General features: G+C 64.3%; 13 protein-coding genes. 11 read left to right on the plus strand and 2 right to left on the minus strand.

Annotated elements, in window-relative coordinates; genetic code table 11:
- Positions 1-25: 25 nt before the first annotated feature.
- Positions 26-2,719 carry a leucine--tRNA ligase gene (leuS, locus tag OIN59_RS03380; RefSeq protein WP_274107113.1) on the plus strand — a complete coding sequence of 898 codons (2,694 nt, stop codon included), beginning with the start codon at positions 26-28 and terminating at the stop codon, positions 2,717-2,719.
- Between the two features lie 4 nt (positions 2,720-2,723).
- A complete protein-coding gene (locus OIN59_RS03385; RefSeq protein ID WP_274107115.1) occupies positions 2,724-3,221 on the plus strand; it encodes an LPS-assembly lipoprotein LptE in 498 nt (165 codons plus the stop codon).
- A 25-nt stretch (positions 3,222-3,246) separates the two neighbouring features.
- Here the strand turns inward: OIN59_RS03385 and rocF are convergent, their stop codons facing one another.
- The gene (rocF, locus tag OIN59_RS03390; protein ID WP_274107117.1) at positions 3,247-4,230 is read right to left on the minus strand and encodes an arginase; all 984 of its coding nucleotides are present in this window, start codon (positions 4,228-4,230) and stop codon (positions 3,247-3,249) included.
- Between the two features lie 193 nt (positions 4,231-4,423).
- Between rocF and holA the strand changes: the two genes are divergently transcribed.
- Both holA and OIN59_RS03400 read left to right on the plus strand, forming a co-directional pair.
- Positions 4,424-5,479, plus strand: coding sequence for a DNA polymerase III subunit delta (holA, locus tag OIN59_RS03395; protein WP_274107119.1), 1,056 nt, complete (start codon positions 4,424-4,426; stop codon positions 5,477-5,479).
- Positions 5,480-5,580: 101 nt separating this feature from the next.
- Positions 5,581-6,561: a hypothetical protein gene (locus OIN59_RS03400; RefSeq protein WP_274107121.1), complete on the plus strand. Its 981-nt coding sequence runs from the start codon at positions 5,581-5,583 to the stop codon at positions 6,559-6,561.
- A 26-nt stretch (positions 6,562-6,587) separates the two neighbouring features.
- On the opposite strand, the gene OIN59_RS03405 is transcribed toward OIN59_RS03400, so the two are convergent.
- Positions 6,588-6,872 (minus strand): hypothetical protein, encoded by a 285-nt coding sequence (locus OIN59_RS03405; RefSeq protein ID WP_274107123.1) that lies wholly within the window; start codon positions 6,870-6,872, stop codon positions 6,588-6,590.
- Positions 6,873-6,935: 63 nt separating this feature from the next.
- On the opposite strand from OIN59_RS03405, the gene OIN59_RS03410 reads away from it, so the two are divergent.
- The 7 genes from OIN59_RS03410 to gshB all read left to right on the plus strand — a co-directional run bounded on the left by OIN59_RS03410 (position 6,936) and on the right by gshB (position 17,328).
- Positions 6,936-8,216, plus strand: coding sequence for a glutamate-5-semialdehyde dehydrogenase (locus tag OIN59_RS03410; protein WP_274107125.1), 1,281 nt, complete (start codon positions 6,936-6,938; stop codon positions 8,214-8,216).
- A 60-nt stretch (positions 8,217-8,276) separates the two neighbouring features.
- Positions 8,277-9,725: a Trk system potassium transporter TrkA gene (gene trkA / locus OIN59_RS03415; protein WP_274107127.1), complete on the plus strand. Its 1,449-nt coding sequence runs from the start codon at positions 8,277-8,279 to the stop codon at positions 9,723-9,725.
- 175 nt (positions 9,726-9,900) lie between these two features.
- Positions 9,901-11,367: a TrkH family potassium uptake protein gene (locus OIN59_RS03420; RefSeq protein ID WP_274107129.1), complete on the plus strand. Its 1,467-nt coding sequence runs from the start codon at positions 9,901-9,903 to the stop codon at positions 11,365-11,367.
- A gap of 95 nt (positions 11,368-11,462) precedes the next feature.
- A complete protein-coding gene (gene gshA / locus OIN59_RS03425) occupies positions 11,463-12,758 on the plus strand; it encodes a glutamate--cysteine ligase (RefSeq protein ID WP_274107131.1) in 1,296 nt (431 codons plus the stop codon).
- Between the two features lie 336 nt (positions 12,759-13,094).
- On the plus strand, positions 13,095-14,963 hold the full coding sequence (locus OIN59_RS03430; protein WP_274107133.1) for a potassium transporter Kup: 1,869 nt from the start codon (positions 13,095-13,097) through the stop codon (positions 14,961-14,963).
- Positions 14,964-15,129: 166 nt separating this feature from the next.
- Positions 15,130-16,317 (plus strand): benzoate/H(+) symporter BenE family transporter, encoded by a 1,188-nt coding sequence (locus OIN59_RS03435; protein WP_274107134.1) that lies wholly within the window; start codon positions 15,130-15,132, stop codon positions 16,315-16,317.
- 51 nt (positions 16,318-16,368) lie between these two features.
- Positions 16,369-17,328, plus strand: a complete 960-nt coding sequence (gene gshB, locus OIN59_RS03440) for a glutathione synthase (protein WP_274107135.1) — start codon at positions 16,369-16,371, stop codon at positions 17,326-17,328.
- The last annotated feature ends 170 nt before the right edge of the window (positions 17,329-17,498 follow it).

Consider the following 17,498-nt stretch of genomic DNA (forward strand, 5'->3'; position numbering starts at 1 on the left):
ACTCTTCTCTCACCCCCGAGCCCCCATGCAAGACAAATACTCTCCCCAAGACGTCGAACGCGCGGCGCACGACCACTGGACCGCCACCGACGCTTACCGCGTGACGGAAGACACGAGCAAGAAGAAGTTCTACGCCTGCTCCATGCTGCCGTACCCCAGCGGCAAGCTGCACATGGGCCACGTGCGCAACTACACCATCAACGACATGCTCACGCGCTACCTGCGCATGAACGGCCACAACGTCTTGATGCCCATGGGCTGGGATGCCTTCGGCCTCCCCGCCGAAAACGCGGCGCTCAAAAACGGTGTGCCACCGGCCAAGTGGACCTACGAAAACATCGCGTACATGAAGAAGCAGATGCAGGCGATGGGCCTGGCCATCGACTGGAGCCGCGAGGTGGCCACCTGCGACCCCGAGTACTACAAGTGGAACCAGTGGCTGTTCCTCAAGATGCTGGACAAGGGCATTGCCTACCGCAAGACCCAGGTCGTGAACTGGGACCCAGTGGACCAGACCGTGCTGGCCAACGAGCAGGTCATCGACGGCAAGGGCTGGCGCACCGGCGCCACCGTCGAGAAGCGCGAGATCCCTGGCTACTACCTCAAGATCACCGACTACGCCGAAGAGCTGCTGGGCTTTGTGACCGGCGACAAGCTGCCCGGCTGGCCGGAGCGCGTGAAGCTGATGCAGGAGAACTGGATCGGCAAGAGCGAAGGCGTGCGCTTTGCCTTCACGCACGACATCCAGGGCGATGACGGCGCGCTGATTGGCGACGGCAAGATGTACGTGTTCACCACGCGCGCCGACACCATCATGGGCGTGACCTTCTGCGCCGTGGCGCCCGAGCACCCGCTGGCTGCCCACGCCGCCAAAGCCAACCCGACGCTCAAGGCCTTCATCGAAGAGTGCAAGAGCGGCGGCACCACCGAGGCCGAGCTGGCCACGCAAGAGAAGAAGGGCGTGCCCACGGGCCTGTTCGTCACCCACCCGCTGACCGAAGAAAAGGTCGAGGTCTGGGTCGGCAACTATGTGCTGATGGGCTATGGCGACGGTGCCGTGATGGGCGTGCCTGCCCACGACGAGCGCGACTTCGCGTTCGCCCTGAAGTACGGTATCGAGATCAAGCAGGTGGTGCTGGTCGATGGCGAGCACTTTGACTACCACCAGTGGAATGACTGGTACGGCGACAAGCAACGCGGCGTGACCATCAACTCCGACAGCTTCAGTGGTCTTTCCTGCAAGGAAGCCGTGAACGCTGTGGCCCATGCGCTGGAGCAAAAGGGCCTGGGCGAGAAGAAGACCACCTGGCGCCTGCGCGACTGGGGTGTGAGCCGCCAGCGCTACTGGGGCACGCCGATCCCGATCATCCACTGCGAAGAACACGGCGCTGTGCCCGTGCCTGAAAAAGACCTGCCCGTGGTGCTGCCGCAAGACTGCATCCCCGACGGCTCGGGCAACCCGCTGCACAAGCACGAAGGTTTTCACGCGGGCGTGATCTGCCCTGTGTGCGGCAAGCCCGCCCGCCGCGAGACGGACACCATGGACACGTTTGTGGACAGCTCGTGGTACTTCATGCGGTATTGCGACCCCAAGAACGCCGATGCGATGGTGGCGGGCGGTGCCGACTACTGGATGCCGATGGACCAATACATCGGCGGCATTGAACACGCCATCCTGCACCTGCTGTACGCCCGCTTCTGGACCAAGGTCATGCGTGACCTGGGCCTGGTCAAGGTCGATGAGCCTTTCACCAAGCTGCTCACGCAGGGCATGGTGCTCAACCACATCTACAGCCGTCGCACCGCCAAGGGCGGCAAGGACTATTTCTGGCCGCACGACGTGGAGCACGTGCTGGACGAAGGCGGCAAGATCATTGGCGCCAAGCTGAAGAACGAAGCCACCAGCGGCGACGGCCTGTTGCCCGTGGGCACGCCCATTGACTACGAGGGCGTGGGCACCATGTCCAAGTCCAAGAACAACGGCGTGGACCCGCAGGACCTGATCGAGAAGTACGGCGCCGACACGGCCCGCCTGTACACCATGTTCACCGCCCCGCCCGAAGCCACGCTGGAGTGGAACGACGCGGCTGTGGAAGGCAGCTACCGCTTCCTGCGCCGGGTGTGGAATTTCGGCGTCAAGCTGTCTGCTATGGACATGGGAGCTGCTACCGCAAGTGTGGCAAGCGCTAGCAGCCTGAAAGATGTTGAATTTGGCAAGGAAGCCAAGGCCCTGCGCCTGGAGATCCACAACGTGCTCAAGCAGGTGGACTACGACTACCAGCGCATGCAGTACAACACCGTGGTCTCGGGCGCGATGAAGATGATCAACGCGCTCGAAGACTTCAAGGCCACCGACTCGGCCGGTGCCCAGGTGGCGCTGATCGAAGGCTTTGGCATTCTGCTGCGCTGCCTGTACCCCGCCACGCCCCACATCGCCCACAGTCTGTGGACGGGCCTGGGCTACGCCGGTGCGCTGGGCGATCTGCTCGATGCGCCCTGGCCGCAGGTGGATGCAGGCGCCCTGGTGCAGGACGAGATCGAACTCATGCTGCAGGTCAACGGCAAGCTGCGTGGCTCCATCCATGTGCCCGCCCAGGCCGACAAGGCTGAGATCGAGCGCATTGCGCTGGCCAGCGAGGCCTTCACAGCCCAGGCTGCCGGTGCGGCGCCCAAGCGCGTGATCGTGGTGCCGGGCCGTCTCGTGAACGTGGTGGTCTGACCCCATGAACAAACGCACCCTGCTCAGCCTGGCCCCCGTGGCCCTGTTGTCTGCCTGCGGATTCCGGCTGCGTGGCGTGCCGGAGTTCGGGTTTGGCTCGCTCTACATTGTGGCCCCCGCCACCTCGCCGCTGGCGCGCGAGCTGCAGCGCACGCTCGATGGGTCGGGCAGCCAGCTCAAGCTGCTGCGCGACCCGGCCAGCATGCCGACAGCAGAGGCCATCTTCGACCTGCTGCAGGAGCAGCAGGAGCGCGTGGTGGTGGGCCTCAATGCGTCGGGCCAGGTGCGCGAGCTGCAACTGCGCCTGCGCATCAAGTTTCGTCTGCGCACGCCCACGGGGGTGGAGCTGATCCCCGACACCGAACTGCTGCAGCAGCGCGACATCAGCTACAACGAAACCATTGCGCTGGCCAAGGAGGCCGAAGAGGCGCTGCTCTACCGCGACATGCGGACCGACCTAGTGCAGCAGCTTATGCGCCGACTCGCAGCGGCCAAGCGTTAGGGCTCCTCGGCCCGCTCGGCGCGGGTCAGGCGCTCAGCACCGGGCCCTGGCCCTGGCCGTGCGAGGGCACGCGCATCAACGTGCTCTTGCCAAACAGCGATTCCACCAGGTCCACGGCCAGCACGGCCGTGCGGTTGCGCACATCGAGCGCGGGGTTGAGTTCCACAATGTCCAGCGAGGCCAGGCGCCCGCTGTCGGCAATCATCTCCATGCACAACTGCGCCTCGCGGTAGGTGGGGCCACCGGGCACCGTGGTGCCCACGCCGGGTGCGATGTCGGGGTCCAGAAAGTCCACGTCAAAGCTCACGTGCAGATGGGTGTGGGCATCCAGCCCGCTTAGCGCCTGCTGCATGGTCTGGCGCATGCCCACCTCGTCGATGTAGCGCATGTCGAACACCTCCAGGCCCTGCTCGTGCACAAAGCGCTTTTCGCCCGCGTCCACGCTGCGGATGCCGATCTGCCGGATCTGCGAAGGGTGCAGCGCCGGGCCGCCGCCCGGCATACGGGCCAGCCCGGTCAGCGCCTCGGGGCCAAACCCGCACAGGCAGGCCACGGGCATGCCATGCACATTGCCGCTGGGCGTGAGTGCACTGGTGTTGAAGTCGGCATGGGCATCCAGCCACAACACCCGCAGCTTCTTGCCCACCTCCGCGCAATGGCGGGCCACGGCGCTGATGCTGCCCAGGCCCAGGCAGTGGTCCCCGCCCAGCAGGATGGGCAGGTGGCCCAGTTGCAGCTCGGCATACACGGCGTCGAACACGCGCTGGTTCCACTCCACCACCTCGGGCAGGTGGCGGTAGCCGTCCAAGGGCGGCTGCCAAGGGTTGGCGGGGCCGCTGAGGTTGCCCCGGTCAAACACCTGCAGCCCGTGCGACTCCAGCGCTGCCTGCAGGCCTGCCACACGCAGGGCCTCGGGCCCCATGGACGCGCCGCGCGCGCCTGCGCCGATGTCGGTGGGGGCGCCGATCAGGCTGGTGGGCTGGGCGCTGCGCAAGGCGGTGGGGGGCATGGTGTGGGGGCTTTCTGGAAAGGCAGTCGATGTCGGTGCGGGCGCGTGCACGCACCCCGGGGAATTCTCGGAGCTTTGGACGCCAATGAATAGCGCCTTGGCTGATCAGTTCGTGGTCTCTCTTGTGCACTGTGAGGGCATTTGCTGGCAATGTGCGCAGTGGCTAGCCTGGCCAGGCGATAAACTTTGCCGCATGCAAGTCGCCCTGGCCCAACTCTCTCAGCATCTTCAACGGGCCTTGTCGCCGCTTTATGTCCTGCATGGCGACGAACCCTTGCTGCAGCAGGAGGCCGCCGACGCCATTCGCGCCACGGCCCGCGCCCAGGGCTACACCGAGCGCAGCAGCTACACCGTGGCTGGCGCCCATTTCGACTGGAGTGCGGTGCTGGCGGCCGGTGGTTCCCTGAGCCTGTTTGCCGACAAGCAGATCGTCGAGATCCGCATCCCCTCGGGCAAGCCCGGTAAAGATGGCAGCGTGGCCTTGCAGCATGTGGCCGAATCGGCCCGGGGCAACGACAGCACACTCACCATCGTCATGCTGCCGCGCCTCGATAAAGCCACCAAAACCGGCGCCTGGTTTGCCGCGCTGGAGGGCAACGGCACGTCTATCCAGATCGACCCCATCGAGCGCGGCATGTTGCCGCAGTGGATTGCCCAGCGCCTGGCCGCGCAGGACCAGCGCGTGGTGGCGGGCGAGGAAGGCCAGCGCACGCTGCAGTTTTTTGCCGACCGCGTGGAAGGCAACCTGCTGGCCGCGCACCAGGAAATCCAGAAACTGGCTTTGTTGCACCCGGCGGGTGAACTGACCCAAGCCCAGGTCGAAGCCGCCGTGCTCAACGTGGCGCGCTACGACGTGTTCAAGCTGTCTGAATCGGTGCTGGCCGGGCAGACGGCCCGCGTGCAGCGCATGCTCGACGGCCTGCAGGCCGAGGGCGAGGCCGAAGTGCTGGTGCACTGGGCCCTGGCCGAAGACATCCGTGCCTTGAAACGCGTGAAAGACGCCATGAACGCGGGCCGCCCCCTGCCCATGGCCCTGCGCGAAAACCGCATCTGGGGCCCCAAGGAGCGGCTGTTTGAACGCATCCTGCCCAAGGCCAGCGATGCGGCCCTGGCGCGCCTGCTGCAGTCTGCCCACACGGTCGATGGCATCGTCAAAGGCCTCAAGCAGCCCGACTGGCCGCAGGACGGCTGGCAGGCGCTGCATCGGTTGGCGTTTCAGTTGTGCCGGTTGACGCAGGCGGTGCGGTAGGTGATGAGCGCCCGAGAACCGTCCAGACTGTGCTCTGCGGTTTATTGCCCTTCGTGGGTCCATCGGCTGTGGCCTGTGGCCTTGTATGAAAGGCGTGGGTGATGGAGCGCTGGGAGGTTGTCGAACGCGCGGTGCTGCTCGCCGTAGGCGTAGCTTTGTTGGGGCTGTGTGGCTGGCTTGTGTTTGTGCGGGTGGGGCCCGAGCGGTTTGTGGGGCTCGCGCTGCTGGCCCCGTGCGTCTACTGGGTTTTTTGGCAGGCTCTGCACACGGAGAGAAAAAAATCGATCAATGCGTTGAGCGACTTCCAGGAGCCCAAGACCTCGGCAGACCACAGCCCCTTCGCGCGCGCCGAGGCCGACATGGCCAAAGTTTTCCAGCAGGGAATACAGCTTGAGTGCCAAGGACAGCTGGATGAAAGGGTCAAGGCGCAGATTGATGCGCGGTTGCGAGAGATTTCTGATCAGCTCGGTCAGCAGGTCGTGCAACAACTCTCCAGTGCGCCCGCAATGGGCCGCCAGTGCCGGGAGCCTCGGTGGAAGCTGTATGTAGCTTCCCTGTTCTTGCTCGCTTTGGCGGGCGGGGTGCTTGAAATTGCTGTGGGGACCTACTTTATCCCTTCGTTTGGCGGAGCCTACCAGCGGGTATTTCCCATGCTCTTGGCTTTGGCGGTGCCGATCTTCGGTTTTCTCCTGTTCCGCATCGAAAGGCAACAGAACACTCTTGCTGGCCGCTTTCCCTCCTGGGGCGTACGTTGGATCTTCGTGTTTCCAGCCATGGTGCTGGCGTGTTCCTTTTTGGTGCTGCTGTCACCCTACGGATGGTCTGCCTTGGCGGGTTGGATGGTGGGCGCAGATGCACCGGCTCGGCAGGCGAAAGTTCTTTCCGTCGAGGTGGCAAAGCCCAAGTACGGGAAGTGCGACCAGCATGCGGCGCTGGTTATTGACGGGACTTCTGCGCGCATATGCATTGAAGGCCGTTCGGTGGGCGAATTGCCAAAAGCTGGAGATACGGTTTCGGTGCGTGGCCGTAGTTCCTTCCTGGGGCTGTTCGTAGAGGAAGTGCGTGTGGAGCGACAGCCGTGACAGGCTATTGGGTCTGATGATCGGAGTCACCGCTGTCCCAAAACCCCTCGCGCCTTCTCCACCCACATCTGCAAATTCGCCACCAGATCCTTCTGGCTGAACGAGCAGCTTTCCTCCGAAAACAGCGCGCTCGATTCCAGCCGGTCCAGCAGGTTCAGCAGCACCTTGCCATAGCGCGGGGGCAGGGCGGCGAGCAGGGCCGTCTGCTGGCGGGCCAGGGTGCTCAGGGTGGCGGCGGTGTGGTCGCCGCGTTCAAAGGCCTGCAGGGCTTCGGTCAGGGTGGCGAGCTGGGCGGAGGCGGTGGTGGTCATGGCCTGGGGGATGCGAGTGGGGCAAGGCCGCAAGGGTAAAGCCATCTGCGGCAAAATCGCTGGATGAACGCCCTCCACGTCGCTGAATACACGCATTCTCTCGGTCTCCAGGCCAAAACGGCCTCTGCGCTGATGGCCAAAGCGCCTGCAGCTATCAAAAACAAAGCGCTCAAGGCGCTGGCGCGGCTGCTGCGCGAGAACGTGGATGCGCTGCAGATCGACAACGCCCGCGACCTGGAACGCGCCCGCGCCGCCGGGCTGGCCGAGCCCATGGTGGACCGCTTGAAGCTCAGCCCCAAGGTGCTGGAGACCTGTGCCGAAGGCTGCGAACAGCTGGCCGCCATGCCCGACATCATTGGCGAGATCCTGGGTTTGAAGCAGCAGCCCAGCGGCATCCGCGTGGGCCAGATGCGCGTGCCGATCGGCGTGTTCGGCATGATTTACGAGAGCCGCCCCAACGTGACCATCGAGGCGGCCAGCCTCAGCATCAAGAGCGGCAATGCCTGCATCTTGCGTGGCGGCTCCGAGGCCATCGATTCCAACAAGGCGCTGGCCAAGATCGTGCAACTGGCGCTGGCCGAGGCCGGTCTGCCGCAAGACGCGGTGCAACTGGTGCAGACCACCGACCGCGAGGCCGTGGGCAAGCTCATCACCATGCCGCAGTTTGTGGACGTGATCATCCCGCGCGGCGGCAAAGGCCTGATCGAGCGCATCAGCCGCGACGCCAAGGTGCCCGTCATCAAGCACTTGGACGGCAACTGCCACACCTATGTGGACGACCCCTGCGACATCGCCATGGCCGTCAAGGTGGCCGACAACGCCAAGACCAACAAGTACAGCCCCTGCAACGCGAGCGAAGGCCTGCTGGTGGCGCGTGGTGTGGCAGCAGAGTTCTTGCCCAAAATTGGCGCGGTGTATGCCGCCAAGGGCGTGGAGATGCGCGGCTGCCCCGAGTCGCTGGCCATCCTGCAGTCGGTGCAAGGTGCTAACCTGGTGCCCGCCACCGAACAGGACTGGAGCGAGGAGTACCTGGCACCGATCATCAGCGTGAAGGTCGTGGCCGGTGTGGACGAGGCCATCGCCCATATCAACCACTATTCCAGCCACCACACCGACGCCATCCTGACCACCAACCACGTGCACGCCCAGCGTTTTCTGCGCGAGGTGGATTCGGCCAGCGTGATGGTGAACGCAAGCACGCGGTTTGCCGATGGCTTCGAGTACGGCCTGGGCGCCGAAATCGGCATCAGCACCGACAAGTTCCATGCGCGCGGGCCGGTGGGCATCGAGGGGCTGACCTCACTCAAGTACGTGGTGCTGGGCGAGGGTGAGGTGCGGGGTTGATGTGCTCCTGAATCAATAGCTGTTAGCGTATGTTTCACTAGCGCTTGCGGCATATTCCACATGAAAATCATCATCCTCGGCGCCGGCCGCGTAGGCCAGAGCGTGGCGGACAGCCTGGTGTCGGAGCGCAACGACATCACTGTCATCGACACCGATGCCGCCCGCCTGCGCGACCTGGAGTCGCGCTTTGACCTGCGCGGTGTGGTGGGCAATGGCATCGAACCGGCCGTGTTGGCCGAGGCGGGCGCCGAGGACACCGATCTGCTGATCGCCTGTGCTGCACAGGACGAGACCAACCTGGTGTGTTGCAAGGTGGCGCAACTGGTGTTCAACATCCCCAAGCGCATCGCGCGGGTGCGTTCCAACGGATTCACGCTGGATGAGCGGCTGACCGGCCCCGAGGGCTTTGGCGTGGACCGCATCATCTGCCCCGAAGAGTCCCTGACCCGCTACATCGGCAAGCTCATCGAATACCCCGAGGCCATGCAGGTGCGCGAATTTGCGGGGGGCCGCGCCTGCCTGGTGTCGGTGCGGGCCCGTGTGGGGGCGCCCATGGTGGGGCACACCATCGGGGCGCTGCGCGAGAGTGCGCCGGAGCTGGCCGTGCGCATGGTGGCGATCTACCGGCGGTTCCCGGACGAGCCCGACCGGTTCATCGCCTGCGATGGCAGCACGCGCATCGAGCCGGGGGACGAGGTGTTTGTCCTGGCCGCGCATGAACACATCGCGAAAGTGCTGGCCGCCTTGCACCGCCCGGCATCCCAGCAGTCCCAGCCCGTGCGCCGCATCATGATTGCGGGCGGTGGCCGTGTGGGCCTGCGGCTGGCCCGGCAGCTCAGCCAGGCGAGTGGGCGCTTTCACATCAAGATCATCGAAGACCATGCGGACCGCTGCGTGGAGCTGGCCTCGGCCCTGCCGTCTGACGTGCTGGTGCTGCAAGGCGACACCACCGACGAAGACCTGCTGGGCGATGAGGGCGTTGAAGAGGTGGACCTGTTCCTGGCGCTCACCGATGACGACGAGGACAACATCATGTCCTGCTTGCTGGCCAAGCGCATGGGGGCCAAGCGGGTGCTGGCGCTCATCAACCGGCGCAGCTACGCCGACCTGATGCATGGCACGCAGATCGACATTGCGCTGTCGCCCGCGCAGGCCATGCTGGGCGAGCTGCTGGCCTATGTGCGCCAGGGCGATGTGCAGGCAGTGCACAGCCTGCGCCGGGGTGTGGCCGAGGCGCTGGAGATCGTGGCGCGTGGCGACCGCAAAAGTTCGCGCGTGGTGGGCCGCGAGGTCAGCGCGTTGCAGTTGCCGCACGATGTGCACATGGGCCTGATCGTGCGCGGGCTGCCGGATGCCTCAGGCGGCGCAGTCCTGCGCGAGCCCGAGGTCATCATTCCGCGCAGCGCGACGGTGATCGAGAGCAACGACCATGTGGTGTTCTTCCTGCCCAACAAGCGGCTGGTGCGCGACGTGGAAAAGCTCTTCCGCGTCAGTGCGACGTACTTTTGATGCACCCCCCTGAGTCGCTTCGCGCCTTCCCCCCGCTCTCGCATTGCTGCGCAATGCGGGCAGGGGGACGCAGCCAGAGCGGTGGAGCGGCCCTTGCGCGGCTGCCCTCGCCTTGGCCGCGCCAGTATCAGGCGCTGCGGGCGGCGGGTGGTGTGCTGGATAACAGGCGTTCATCATGACGGACATGTTTCCCGTGCTGCGGGTGCTGGGTATCCTGATCATGATCTTTGCGCTGACCATGGGGCTGCCGCTGGCGGTGTCGTGGTTTGGGCGCGATGGGGTGTGGCACATCTACCCGGTGGCCATGGCGGCGACCCTGGCCGTGGGCTGTGGCCTGTGGTGGACGCTGCGGCTGTTCCGCCGCGAGCTGCAGCCACGCCACGGCGTGATGCTGGTGACCCTGGTGTGGGTGCTGCTGCCGCTGTTTGCCGCCCTGCCGCTGATGCTGGCCACCCATGAGATCGGGCGGCCCATGTCGTTCACCCATGCCTACTTCGAGGCGGTGTCGGGCCTGACCACCACCGGGTCCACGGTGCTCACCGGGCTTGATGCATTGCCCGTGTCCATGAATGTGTGGCGCACATTTCTGCAGTGGGTAGGTGGCATGGGCATTCTGATCCTGGCTGTGGCGGTGTTGCCCTTGCTGGGCGTGGGTGGCAGTCAGCTGTTCAAGGCCGAGGCGGCGGGTCCGGTGAAGGACGCCAAGCTCACCCCGCGCATGACCGAAACCGCCAAGGGGCTGTGGGGGGTGTATGCGCTGTTTTCTGCCGCCTGTGCGCTGGCCTACTGGGCTGGGGGCATGGACCCGGTGAACGCGCTGATGTACATGTTCTCCACCGTGAGCCTGGGCGGACTGTCCCCGCACGATGCGAGCTTCGGGTTTTATCAGTCGCCCTTGCTCGAAGCCATTGCCGTGGGCTTCATGCTGGTGGCCAGCTGCAACTTTGCGCTGTATTTTGTGGCCATCCGCAAAGGCCACTGGCAGGGGTTCTGGGGCGACCCCGAACTGCGCGCCACCTTGTTCACGCTGGTGGGCGGGGGGCTGTTGGTGTCCGCGCTGTTGTGGGTGAAAGGTGTGTATGCACCGCTTGATGCGCTGCGCTACGGCATGTTCAACCTGGTGTCGATTGCCACCACCACCGGCTATGCCACGGTGGACTACCTGAGCTGGCCCGTGTTTGCGCCGGTGTTCATGTTGCTGCTGTCGGGTGTGGCCACCAGTGCGGGCTCCACCGGGTGTGGCATCAAGATGGTCCGCATGCTCATCCTGCTCAAGCAGGCGCGGCGTGAGATAAACCGCCTGGTGCACCCCCGCGCCGTGCAGCCCGTACGGCTGGGCGATGCGGTGGTGGACAACCGGGTGATCTTTTCGGTGCTGGCCTTCATGCTGGTGTACGGCGCCACCATCATTGGCCTGAGCATGGTGCTGTTGCTGACCGACCTGGACCCGGTGACGGCGTTCTCGGCCGTGATTGCCAGCGTCAATTGCATGGGCCCGGGGCTGGGCAGCGTGGGGCCCGCCTCCAACTACGCCGTATTGACGGACTTTCAGGTGTGGGTGTGCACGCTGGCCATGCTGCTGGGGCGGCTGGAGATTCTGAGCTTCATGGCCTTGCTCACCCCGGCGTTCTGGCGCCGATAGTCGGCATGGCGGCTGCCGCAAAGGCGTTGACTTGCGAAATCCCGGCCTGACCCCACATCCTACAATTCATCGCAATCGCTTCCCGAGGGCTTTCCATGGTTCCGCATCTCATCACGGCCCTCACGGGGCCGATCAACGAACTCGAACAGCGCATTCTCGACTCGATGCCCGCCATCGAACGCTGGTTCCGGCTGGAGTGGATGGAGCACACGCCGCCGTTTTACACGTCGGTGGACATCCGCAATGCCGGCTTCAAGCTCGCGCCGGTGGACACCAACCTGTTTCCTGGCGGCTGGAACAACCTGACCAAGGAGATGCTGCCTCTGGCCGTGCAGGCCGCCATGGCTGCCATCGAGAAGATCTGCCCCGAAGCGCGCAACCTGCTGATCATCCCGGAGAACCATTCGCGCAACACGTTCTACCTGTCCAACGTGGTGCAGTTGCAGCGTATCTTCAACATGGCAGGCCTCAACGTGCGCGTGGGCTCCATCAGCCCCGAAATCAAGAAGTCCACGCTGATCGAGCTGCCCAACGGTGACACCGTGACGCTGGAACCCGTGGTGCGCACCAAGCGCCGCCTGGGCCTCAAGGACTTTGACCCCTGCACCATTCTGCTGAACAACGACCTCTCTGCCGGGCCGCCGGGCATCTTGGAAGACATTCACGAGCAGTACCTGCTGCCCCCGCTGCACGCAGGCTGGAGCGTGCGCAAGAAGAGCACCCACTTCAAGAACTACGAAGAGGTGGCCAAGCGCTTTGGCAAGATGCTGGGCATCGACCCCTGGCTGGTCAACCCCATGTACAGCCAGTGTGGCGAGGTGGACTTTACCGAAGGCACCGGCATGGACCAGTTGCAGACCAGTGTGGATGCGCTGCTGACCAAGGTGCGCCGCAAGTACAAGGAATACGGCATCAACGAAAAGCCTTTCGTGATCGTCAAGGCCAACAACGGCACCTACGGCATGGGCATCATGACCGTGCGCGACGCCAAGGAGCTGGATGCCGTCAACCGCAAGACACGCAACAAGATGGCGGTCATCAAGGACGGCCAGCCGGTGAGCGAAGTCATCATCCAGGAAGGGGTGCTGACGCAAGAGCGCGTGAACGACGCCGTGGCCGAGCCGGTGGTCTACATGATGGACCGCTATGTGGTCGGGGGCTTTTACCGCATGCATGCCGAGCGCGGCGTGGACGAAAACCTCAACGCCCCTGGCGCGAGCTTTGTGCCGCTGGCCTTTGAGCACAGCACCCACATGCCCCAGCCCGGCGTGCGCCCAGGGGTGAGCGCGCCCAACCGCTTCTATATGTACGGCGTGGTGGCCCGGCTGGCGATGCTGGCGGCCAGCTACGAACTGGAGGCGACCAACCCCGACGCCGAGGTGTACGACTAGGGCGACTAGGGCGCGTCACCATTCAACACCGCCCAGGCGGTGCAATGCGGCGCCAGTTCTGTCGCGCGGATTGCCCTCAACCCGGTGGGCCGCTGAGCCATTGCGCGACTTTGCGGCGTGGGCTTGTTCGGGTTTGCGGAGCCCTGGATTGACCCGTGTAATCGGCCCGTGGGGTGAGCGCACCGCTCGGCATGCCATGTCTGCGCCCGGTTGCCAAGGGCAAGTTGTTGCGTTGCAACATGGGGTTTCGCCTCCAAACGCTTGATGGGACTAGGCGCACAATAGCGTTCCCAAAAGTAACGGAACCCCGTCTGGCCGCGCGCCCGGGGGTGGTCAGTGCAAAGCTCCAAGTCATCGCTCGCAGCGCTCACGCTGGGCGCCATCGGTGTTGTGTATGGCGATATCGGCACCAGCGTGCTGTATGCCGTCAAGGAGGTGTTCGGCTCCGGCCATGTGCCTTTTACGCCCGCCAACATCTACGGCATCCTCTCCATCTTTTTCTGGACCCTCACGGTCATCGTGTCCCTGAAGTACGTGGTGCTGGTGCTGCGCGCCGACAACCACGGCGAAGGCGGGCTCATTGCCATGCTGGCCTTGGCCTCGCAGGCCGTCAAAGACAAACCCCAGCTGCGCAGCGTTTTGCTGGGTGTCGGTATTTTTGGCACCTCGCTGTTCTATGGTGACGGCGTCATCACCCCGGCCATCTCGGTGCTGTCGGCGGTCGAGGGGCTGGAGGTGGTGTCCGATCAGTTCAAGCACTATGTGATCCCGATCACGCTGGTGGTGCTGTTTTGCCTGTTTGCCGTGCAAAAGCGTGGCACCAGCGGCATCGGCAAGTTTTTTGGCCCCATTACGCTGGTGTGGTTCGCCTGCATTGCGCTGCTGGGCTTGTCGCACATCGTGGGCCACCCCGAAATCCTGTGGGCTCTGAGCCCGCACCACGCGCTGGGCTTCATGTGGGCCAACCCTGGCATCAGCTTCATCATTTTGGGCGCGGTGGTGCTGTGCGTGACGGGGGCGGAGGCCTTGTATGCCGACCTGGGCCACTTCGGCAAGCGCCCGATTCGCCTGGCCTGGTTTGGCGTGGCTATGCCGGCACTCACCCTCAATTACTTTGGCCAGGGCGCGCTGCTGCTGGCCGAGCCGGAGGCTGTCAAGAACCCGTTCTACATGATGGCGCCGGACTGGGCACTGGTCCCCTTGGTGATACTGGCCACCATGGCCACGGTGATTGCGTCGCAGGCTCTCATCACGGGCGCCTTCAGTGTGACCAAGCAGGTCATCCAGCTCGGCTACCTGCCGCGCCTGAACATTCAGCACACCAGCGTGCGCGACACAGGCCAGATCTACATGCCGCTGGTCAACTGGGGGCTGTTCGTGGCCATCGTGCTGGCGGTGGTGATGTTTCGCTCGTCGAGCAACCTCGCGGCGGCCTACGGCATCGCGGTGACGCTGGACATGCTGATCACCACCACGCTGACCTTCTTCGTGATCCGTTACGGCTGGCGGTATCCGCTGGCGCTGTGCATTGCCGCCACGGGCTGCTTCTTTGTGGTGGACCTGGCGTTCTTCGCCTCCAACCTGCTCAAGCTGTTCCAGGGCGGCTGGTTCCCGCTGATGATCGGCGGCATCGTGTTCTCGCTCATGATGACCTGGAAGGAAGGGCGCCGCCTGCTCAACGACAAGCTGCGCGCCGATGCCATTGACCTCAAGGATTTCCTGGAGTCGATCTTCATCAGCCCACCCATGCGGGTGGACGGTACCGCCGTCTTTCTGACCGCCGAAACCGGTGCTGTGCCCAACGCCTTGCTGCACAACCTCAAGCACAACAAGGTCCTGCATCAGCAAAACCTGTTTGTCACGGTGCACAACCATGAGACGCCCTGGATTGGCCTGGACAAGCGGCTGCAGGTGGAGCCGCTGGGGCACGATTGCTGGCAGGTGGTGGTGCACTACGGCTTCAAGAACGACCCGGACCTGCCTCGCGCGCTAGAGTTGCTGCGGGGGCGCGGCTGTGAACTGGAGCCCATGACCACCAGCTATTTCCTGTCGCGGGACACCGTCATTCCCACCATCGGCAGCGGCATGGCGCCCTGGCGCGAAAAGCTGTTTGCCCAGATGCACCACAACGCCAGCGGTGCGGCCGACTTCCTGCATCTGCCCAACAACGCTGTGGTCGAGCTGGGTTCCAAGATCGAGATCTGACCGCTGGGGCGCTCGCCGGGCACCCCGCAAGCGTGGGCCCGGATTGGGGCGTTTTGGCCTGGTGGCGCTAGTGTCAATTGCCTAAGCTGCTATCAATAGTGTAGTGATTGGGGTTGACGGGAGGTCTGCCTAAGTGCTCGGCGCGCGCGGTGACAGAATCGCGCCCATGCAATTTTTCAAAGACCTGAGCCTTTCGACGGCGGTGGCTGGCTTCGTGGCCGTGCTGGTGGGCTTCACCAGTTCGGTGGCCATCGTGTTCCAGGCCGCCCAGGCGTTTGGCGCGATGCCTGCGCAGATCACCTCCTGGATGTGGGCGTTGGGGCTGGGCATGGGGCTGTGTTCGCTGGTGCCTTCGCTGATCCTGCGCCAGCCCGTCATGGTGGCCTGGTCCACACCGGGTGCCGCCGTGCTGGCAACGGCCGGATTGGCGGGTGGCTTCAGCATGGGCGAGGCCATCGGTGCCTTCATGCTCAGTGCATTGCTCATCACCCTGGCGGGCGTCACCGGCTGGTTTGAGCGCGTGATGAACCGTATTCCCATGGAAATCGCCGCAGCCCTGCTGGCCGGGGTGTTGGCCCGCTTTGGCCTGCAGGCGTTTGCGGCAGCCCAGACCGCGCTGCCGTTGGTGCTGCTGATGTTGATGGTGTATCTGGTCAGCCGCCGTCTGGCAGCGCGGTATGCGGTGGTCATCACCCTCGCAGTAGCGGTGGCGTTTGTGGCCGTCCAGGGGCAGATGGCCTGGTCTGCCGTGCAACTGGAGCTGGCCATGCCGATGTTCACCCCGCCCCAATTCAGTGTGGCGGCAGCTATCAGTCTGGCGATCCCCTTGTTTGTGGTCACCATGGCGTCGCAGAACTTGCCCGGTGTGGCGGTGATCCGGGCCTCGGGCTACGACCTGCCGATCTCCAGGCTCATCACGCTCACAGGTCTGGCGACCCTGGTGCTAGCGCCCTTTGGCGCATTCGCGCTCAACTTCAGCGCCATCACCGCCGCCATGTGCATGGGGCCGGAGGCACACGCGGACCGCAGCCGACGTTACACGGCCGCTGTGGCGTGTGGCGCTATCTATGTGGGAATTGGCCTGTTTGGCGCTGTCATCACTGGGCTGCTGACAGCCTTTCCTAAAGAGCTGGTGGTGGCCATCGCGGGGCTGGCACTCCTCGGAACCATCGGCAACGGCCTGGCGGCGGCGCTGCGGGATGAATCGCACCGGGAGGCCGCGCTTATCACCTTCCTGGTCACTCTCAGCGGAGTGGTGGTCGCTGGGGTCGGGTCGGCGTTCTGGGGCGTGGCGGCCGGCAGCATTGCGTTATTTGTGCAACAGTACAGGCGTTCGCGGGCCAGCGGCGCATAGCGCGTCCCGGCTGCCTGGGCCACTGGCTCCCTCTCTCTTTGATCTGACACCATGAAACTGCTCTTCATCGCCGACCCGCTGCAAAGCTTCAAGATCTACAAAGACACCACATTTGCCATGATGCGCGAGGCGCAGCGGCGCGGCCACGCCCTCACGGTGTGCGAACCGCAGCACATCACCTGGCAGCGCGGCAGCAAGGTCACCGCCCGGGTGCAGGACATCCGCCTCACGGGTGATGCGACCCACTGGTACGAGGCTCAGCCGCAGCGCAGTGCGGCGTTGGCAGATTTTGACGCGGTGCTCATGCGTAAAGATCCTCCGTTTGACAGCGAGTACTTTTACGCCACCCATCTGCTGGAACAGGCTGAGCGCGACGGCGCCCGGGTATTCAACAAACCCAGCGCTTTGCGAGATCATCCGGAAAAGCTGGCCATCATGGAGTTTCCGCAGTTCATCGGGCCGACGCTGGTCACGCGGGATGCGGAAGACATTCGCCGCTTCCATGCGGAGCATCAGGACATCATCCTCAAGCCCCTGGATGGCATGGGAGGCATGGGTATCTTCCGCGTGGGGCCGGATGGCCTCAACCTTGGCAGCATCACCGAAACCCTCAACCGCCACGGCGCGCAGAGCGTGATGGTGCAAAAGTTCTTGCCCGAGATCGTTGAGGGAGATAAGCGGGTTCTCATCATTGGCGGCAAGCCTGTGCCGTTCTGCCTGGCGCGCATTCCCCAGGGCAGCGAAGTGCGGGGCAACTTGGCCGCTGGCGGCAAGGGTGTAGCTCGCCCCCTGTCTGCGCGGGATCGTGAGATTGGAGAGGCGCTCGGCCCGGTACTGCAGTCGCGCGGCCTGCTGCTGGCTGGGGTGGATGTGATCGGCGACTGCGTCACCGAGATCAATGTCACCAGCCCGACCTGCTTCCAGGAGATCTTCGACCAGACCGGGTGCGACGTGGCGTATCTGTTCATAGATGCTTTGGAGGCTGGGGTTGCGGGATTGGTGGGAGGTTGAGCGGGTGCGGATAAAGTCCTCGGGTTTCCCCTGCTGCCTGTACAAACCGTGCTATAGTCGAGGGCTTCGCTACTGAGACCTGAGAGCGCAAGTGATCAGGTTGATGGGGCGGTTTGTGGTGGTGCTTTGTGCTGCTGTGGATTGCTGAAACGGTGGATGAAGAAAGTTTA

Origin of the sequence: Acidovorax benzenivorans, assembly GCF_028680575.1 — a bacterium.
Lineage (GTDB): Bacteria > Pseudomonadota > Gammaproteobacteria > Burkholderiales > Burkholderiaceae_C > Acidovorax > Acidovorax benzenivorans.

What these genes read in the sequence shown, in the direction of transcription:
- leuS (WP_274107113.1), top strand. Translation starts at nt 26, where the DNA reads ATGCAAGACAAATACTCTCCCCAAGACGTCGAACGCGCGGCGCACGAC.
- OIN59_RS03385 (WP_274107115.1), top strand. Translation starts at nt 2,724, where the DNA reads ATGAACAAACGCACCCTGCTCAGCCTGGCCCCCGTGGCCCTGTTGTCT.
- rocF (WP_274107117.1), bottom strand. Translation starts at nt 4,230, where the DNA reads ATGCCCCCCACCGCCTTGCGCAGCGCCCAGCCCACCAGCCTGATCGGC.
- holA (WP_274107119.1), top strand. Translation starts at nt 4,424, where the DNA reads ATGCAAGTCGCCCTGGCCCAACTCTCTCAGCATCTTCAACGGGCCTTG.
- OIN59_RS03400 (WP_274107121.1), top strand. Translation starts at nt 5,581, where the DNA reads ATGGAGCGCTGGGAGGTTGTCGAACGCGCGGTGCTGCTCGCCGTAGGC.
- OIN59_RS03405 (WP_274107123.1), bottom strand. Translation starts at nt 6,872, where the DNA reads ATGACCACCACCGCCTCCGCCCAGCTCGCCACCCTGACCGAAGCCCTG.
- OIN59_RS03410 (WP_274107125.1), top strand. Translation starts at nt 6,936, where the DNA reads ATGAACGCCCTCCACGTCGCTGAATACACGCATTCTCTCGGTCTCCAG.
- trkA (WP_274107127.1), top strand. Translation starts at nt 8,277, where the DNA reads ATGAAAATCATCATCCTCGGCGCCGGCCGCGTAGGCCAGAGCGTGGCG.
- OIN59_RS03420 (WP_274107129.1), top strand. Translation starts at nt 9,901, where the DNA reads ATGACGGACATGTTTCCCGTGCTGCGGGTGCTGGGTATCCTGATCATG.
- gshA (WP_274107131.1), top strand. Translation starts at nt 11,463, where the DNA reads ATGGTTCCGCATCTCATCACGGCCCTCACGGGGCCGATCAACGAACTC.
- OIN59_RS03435 (WP_274107134.1), top strand. Translation starts at nt 15,130, where the DNA reads ATGCAATTTTTCAAAGACCTGAGCCTTTCGACGGCGGTGGCTGGCTTC.
- gshB (WP_274107135.1), top strand. Translation starts at nt 16,369, where the DNA reads ATGAAACTGCTCTTCATCGCCGACCCGCTGCAAAGCTTCAAGATCTAC.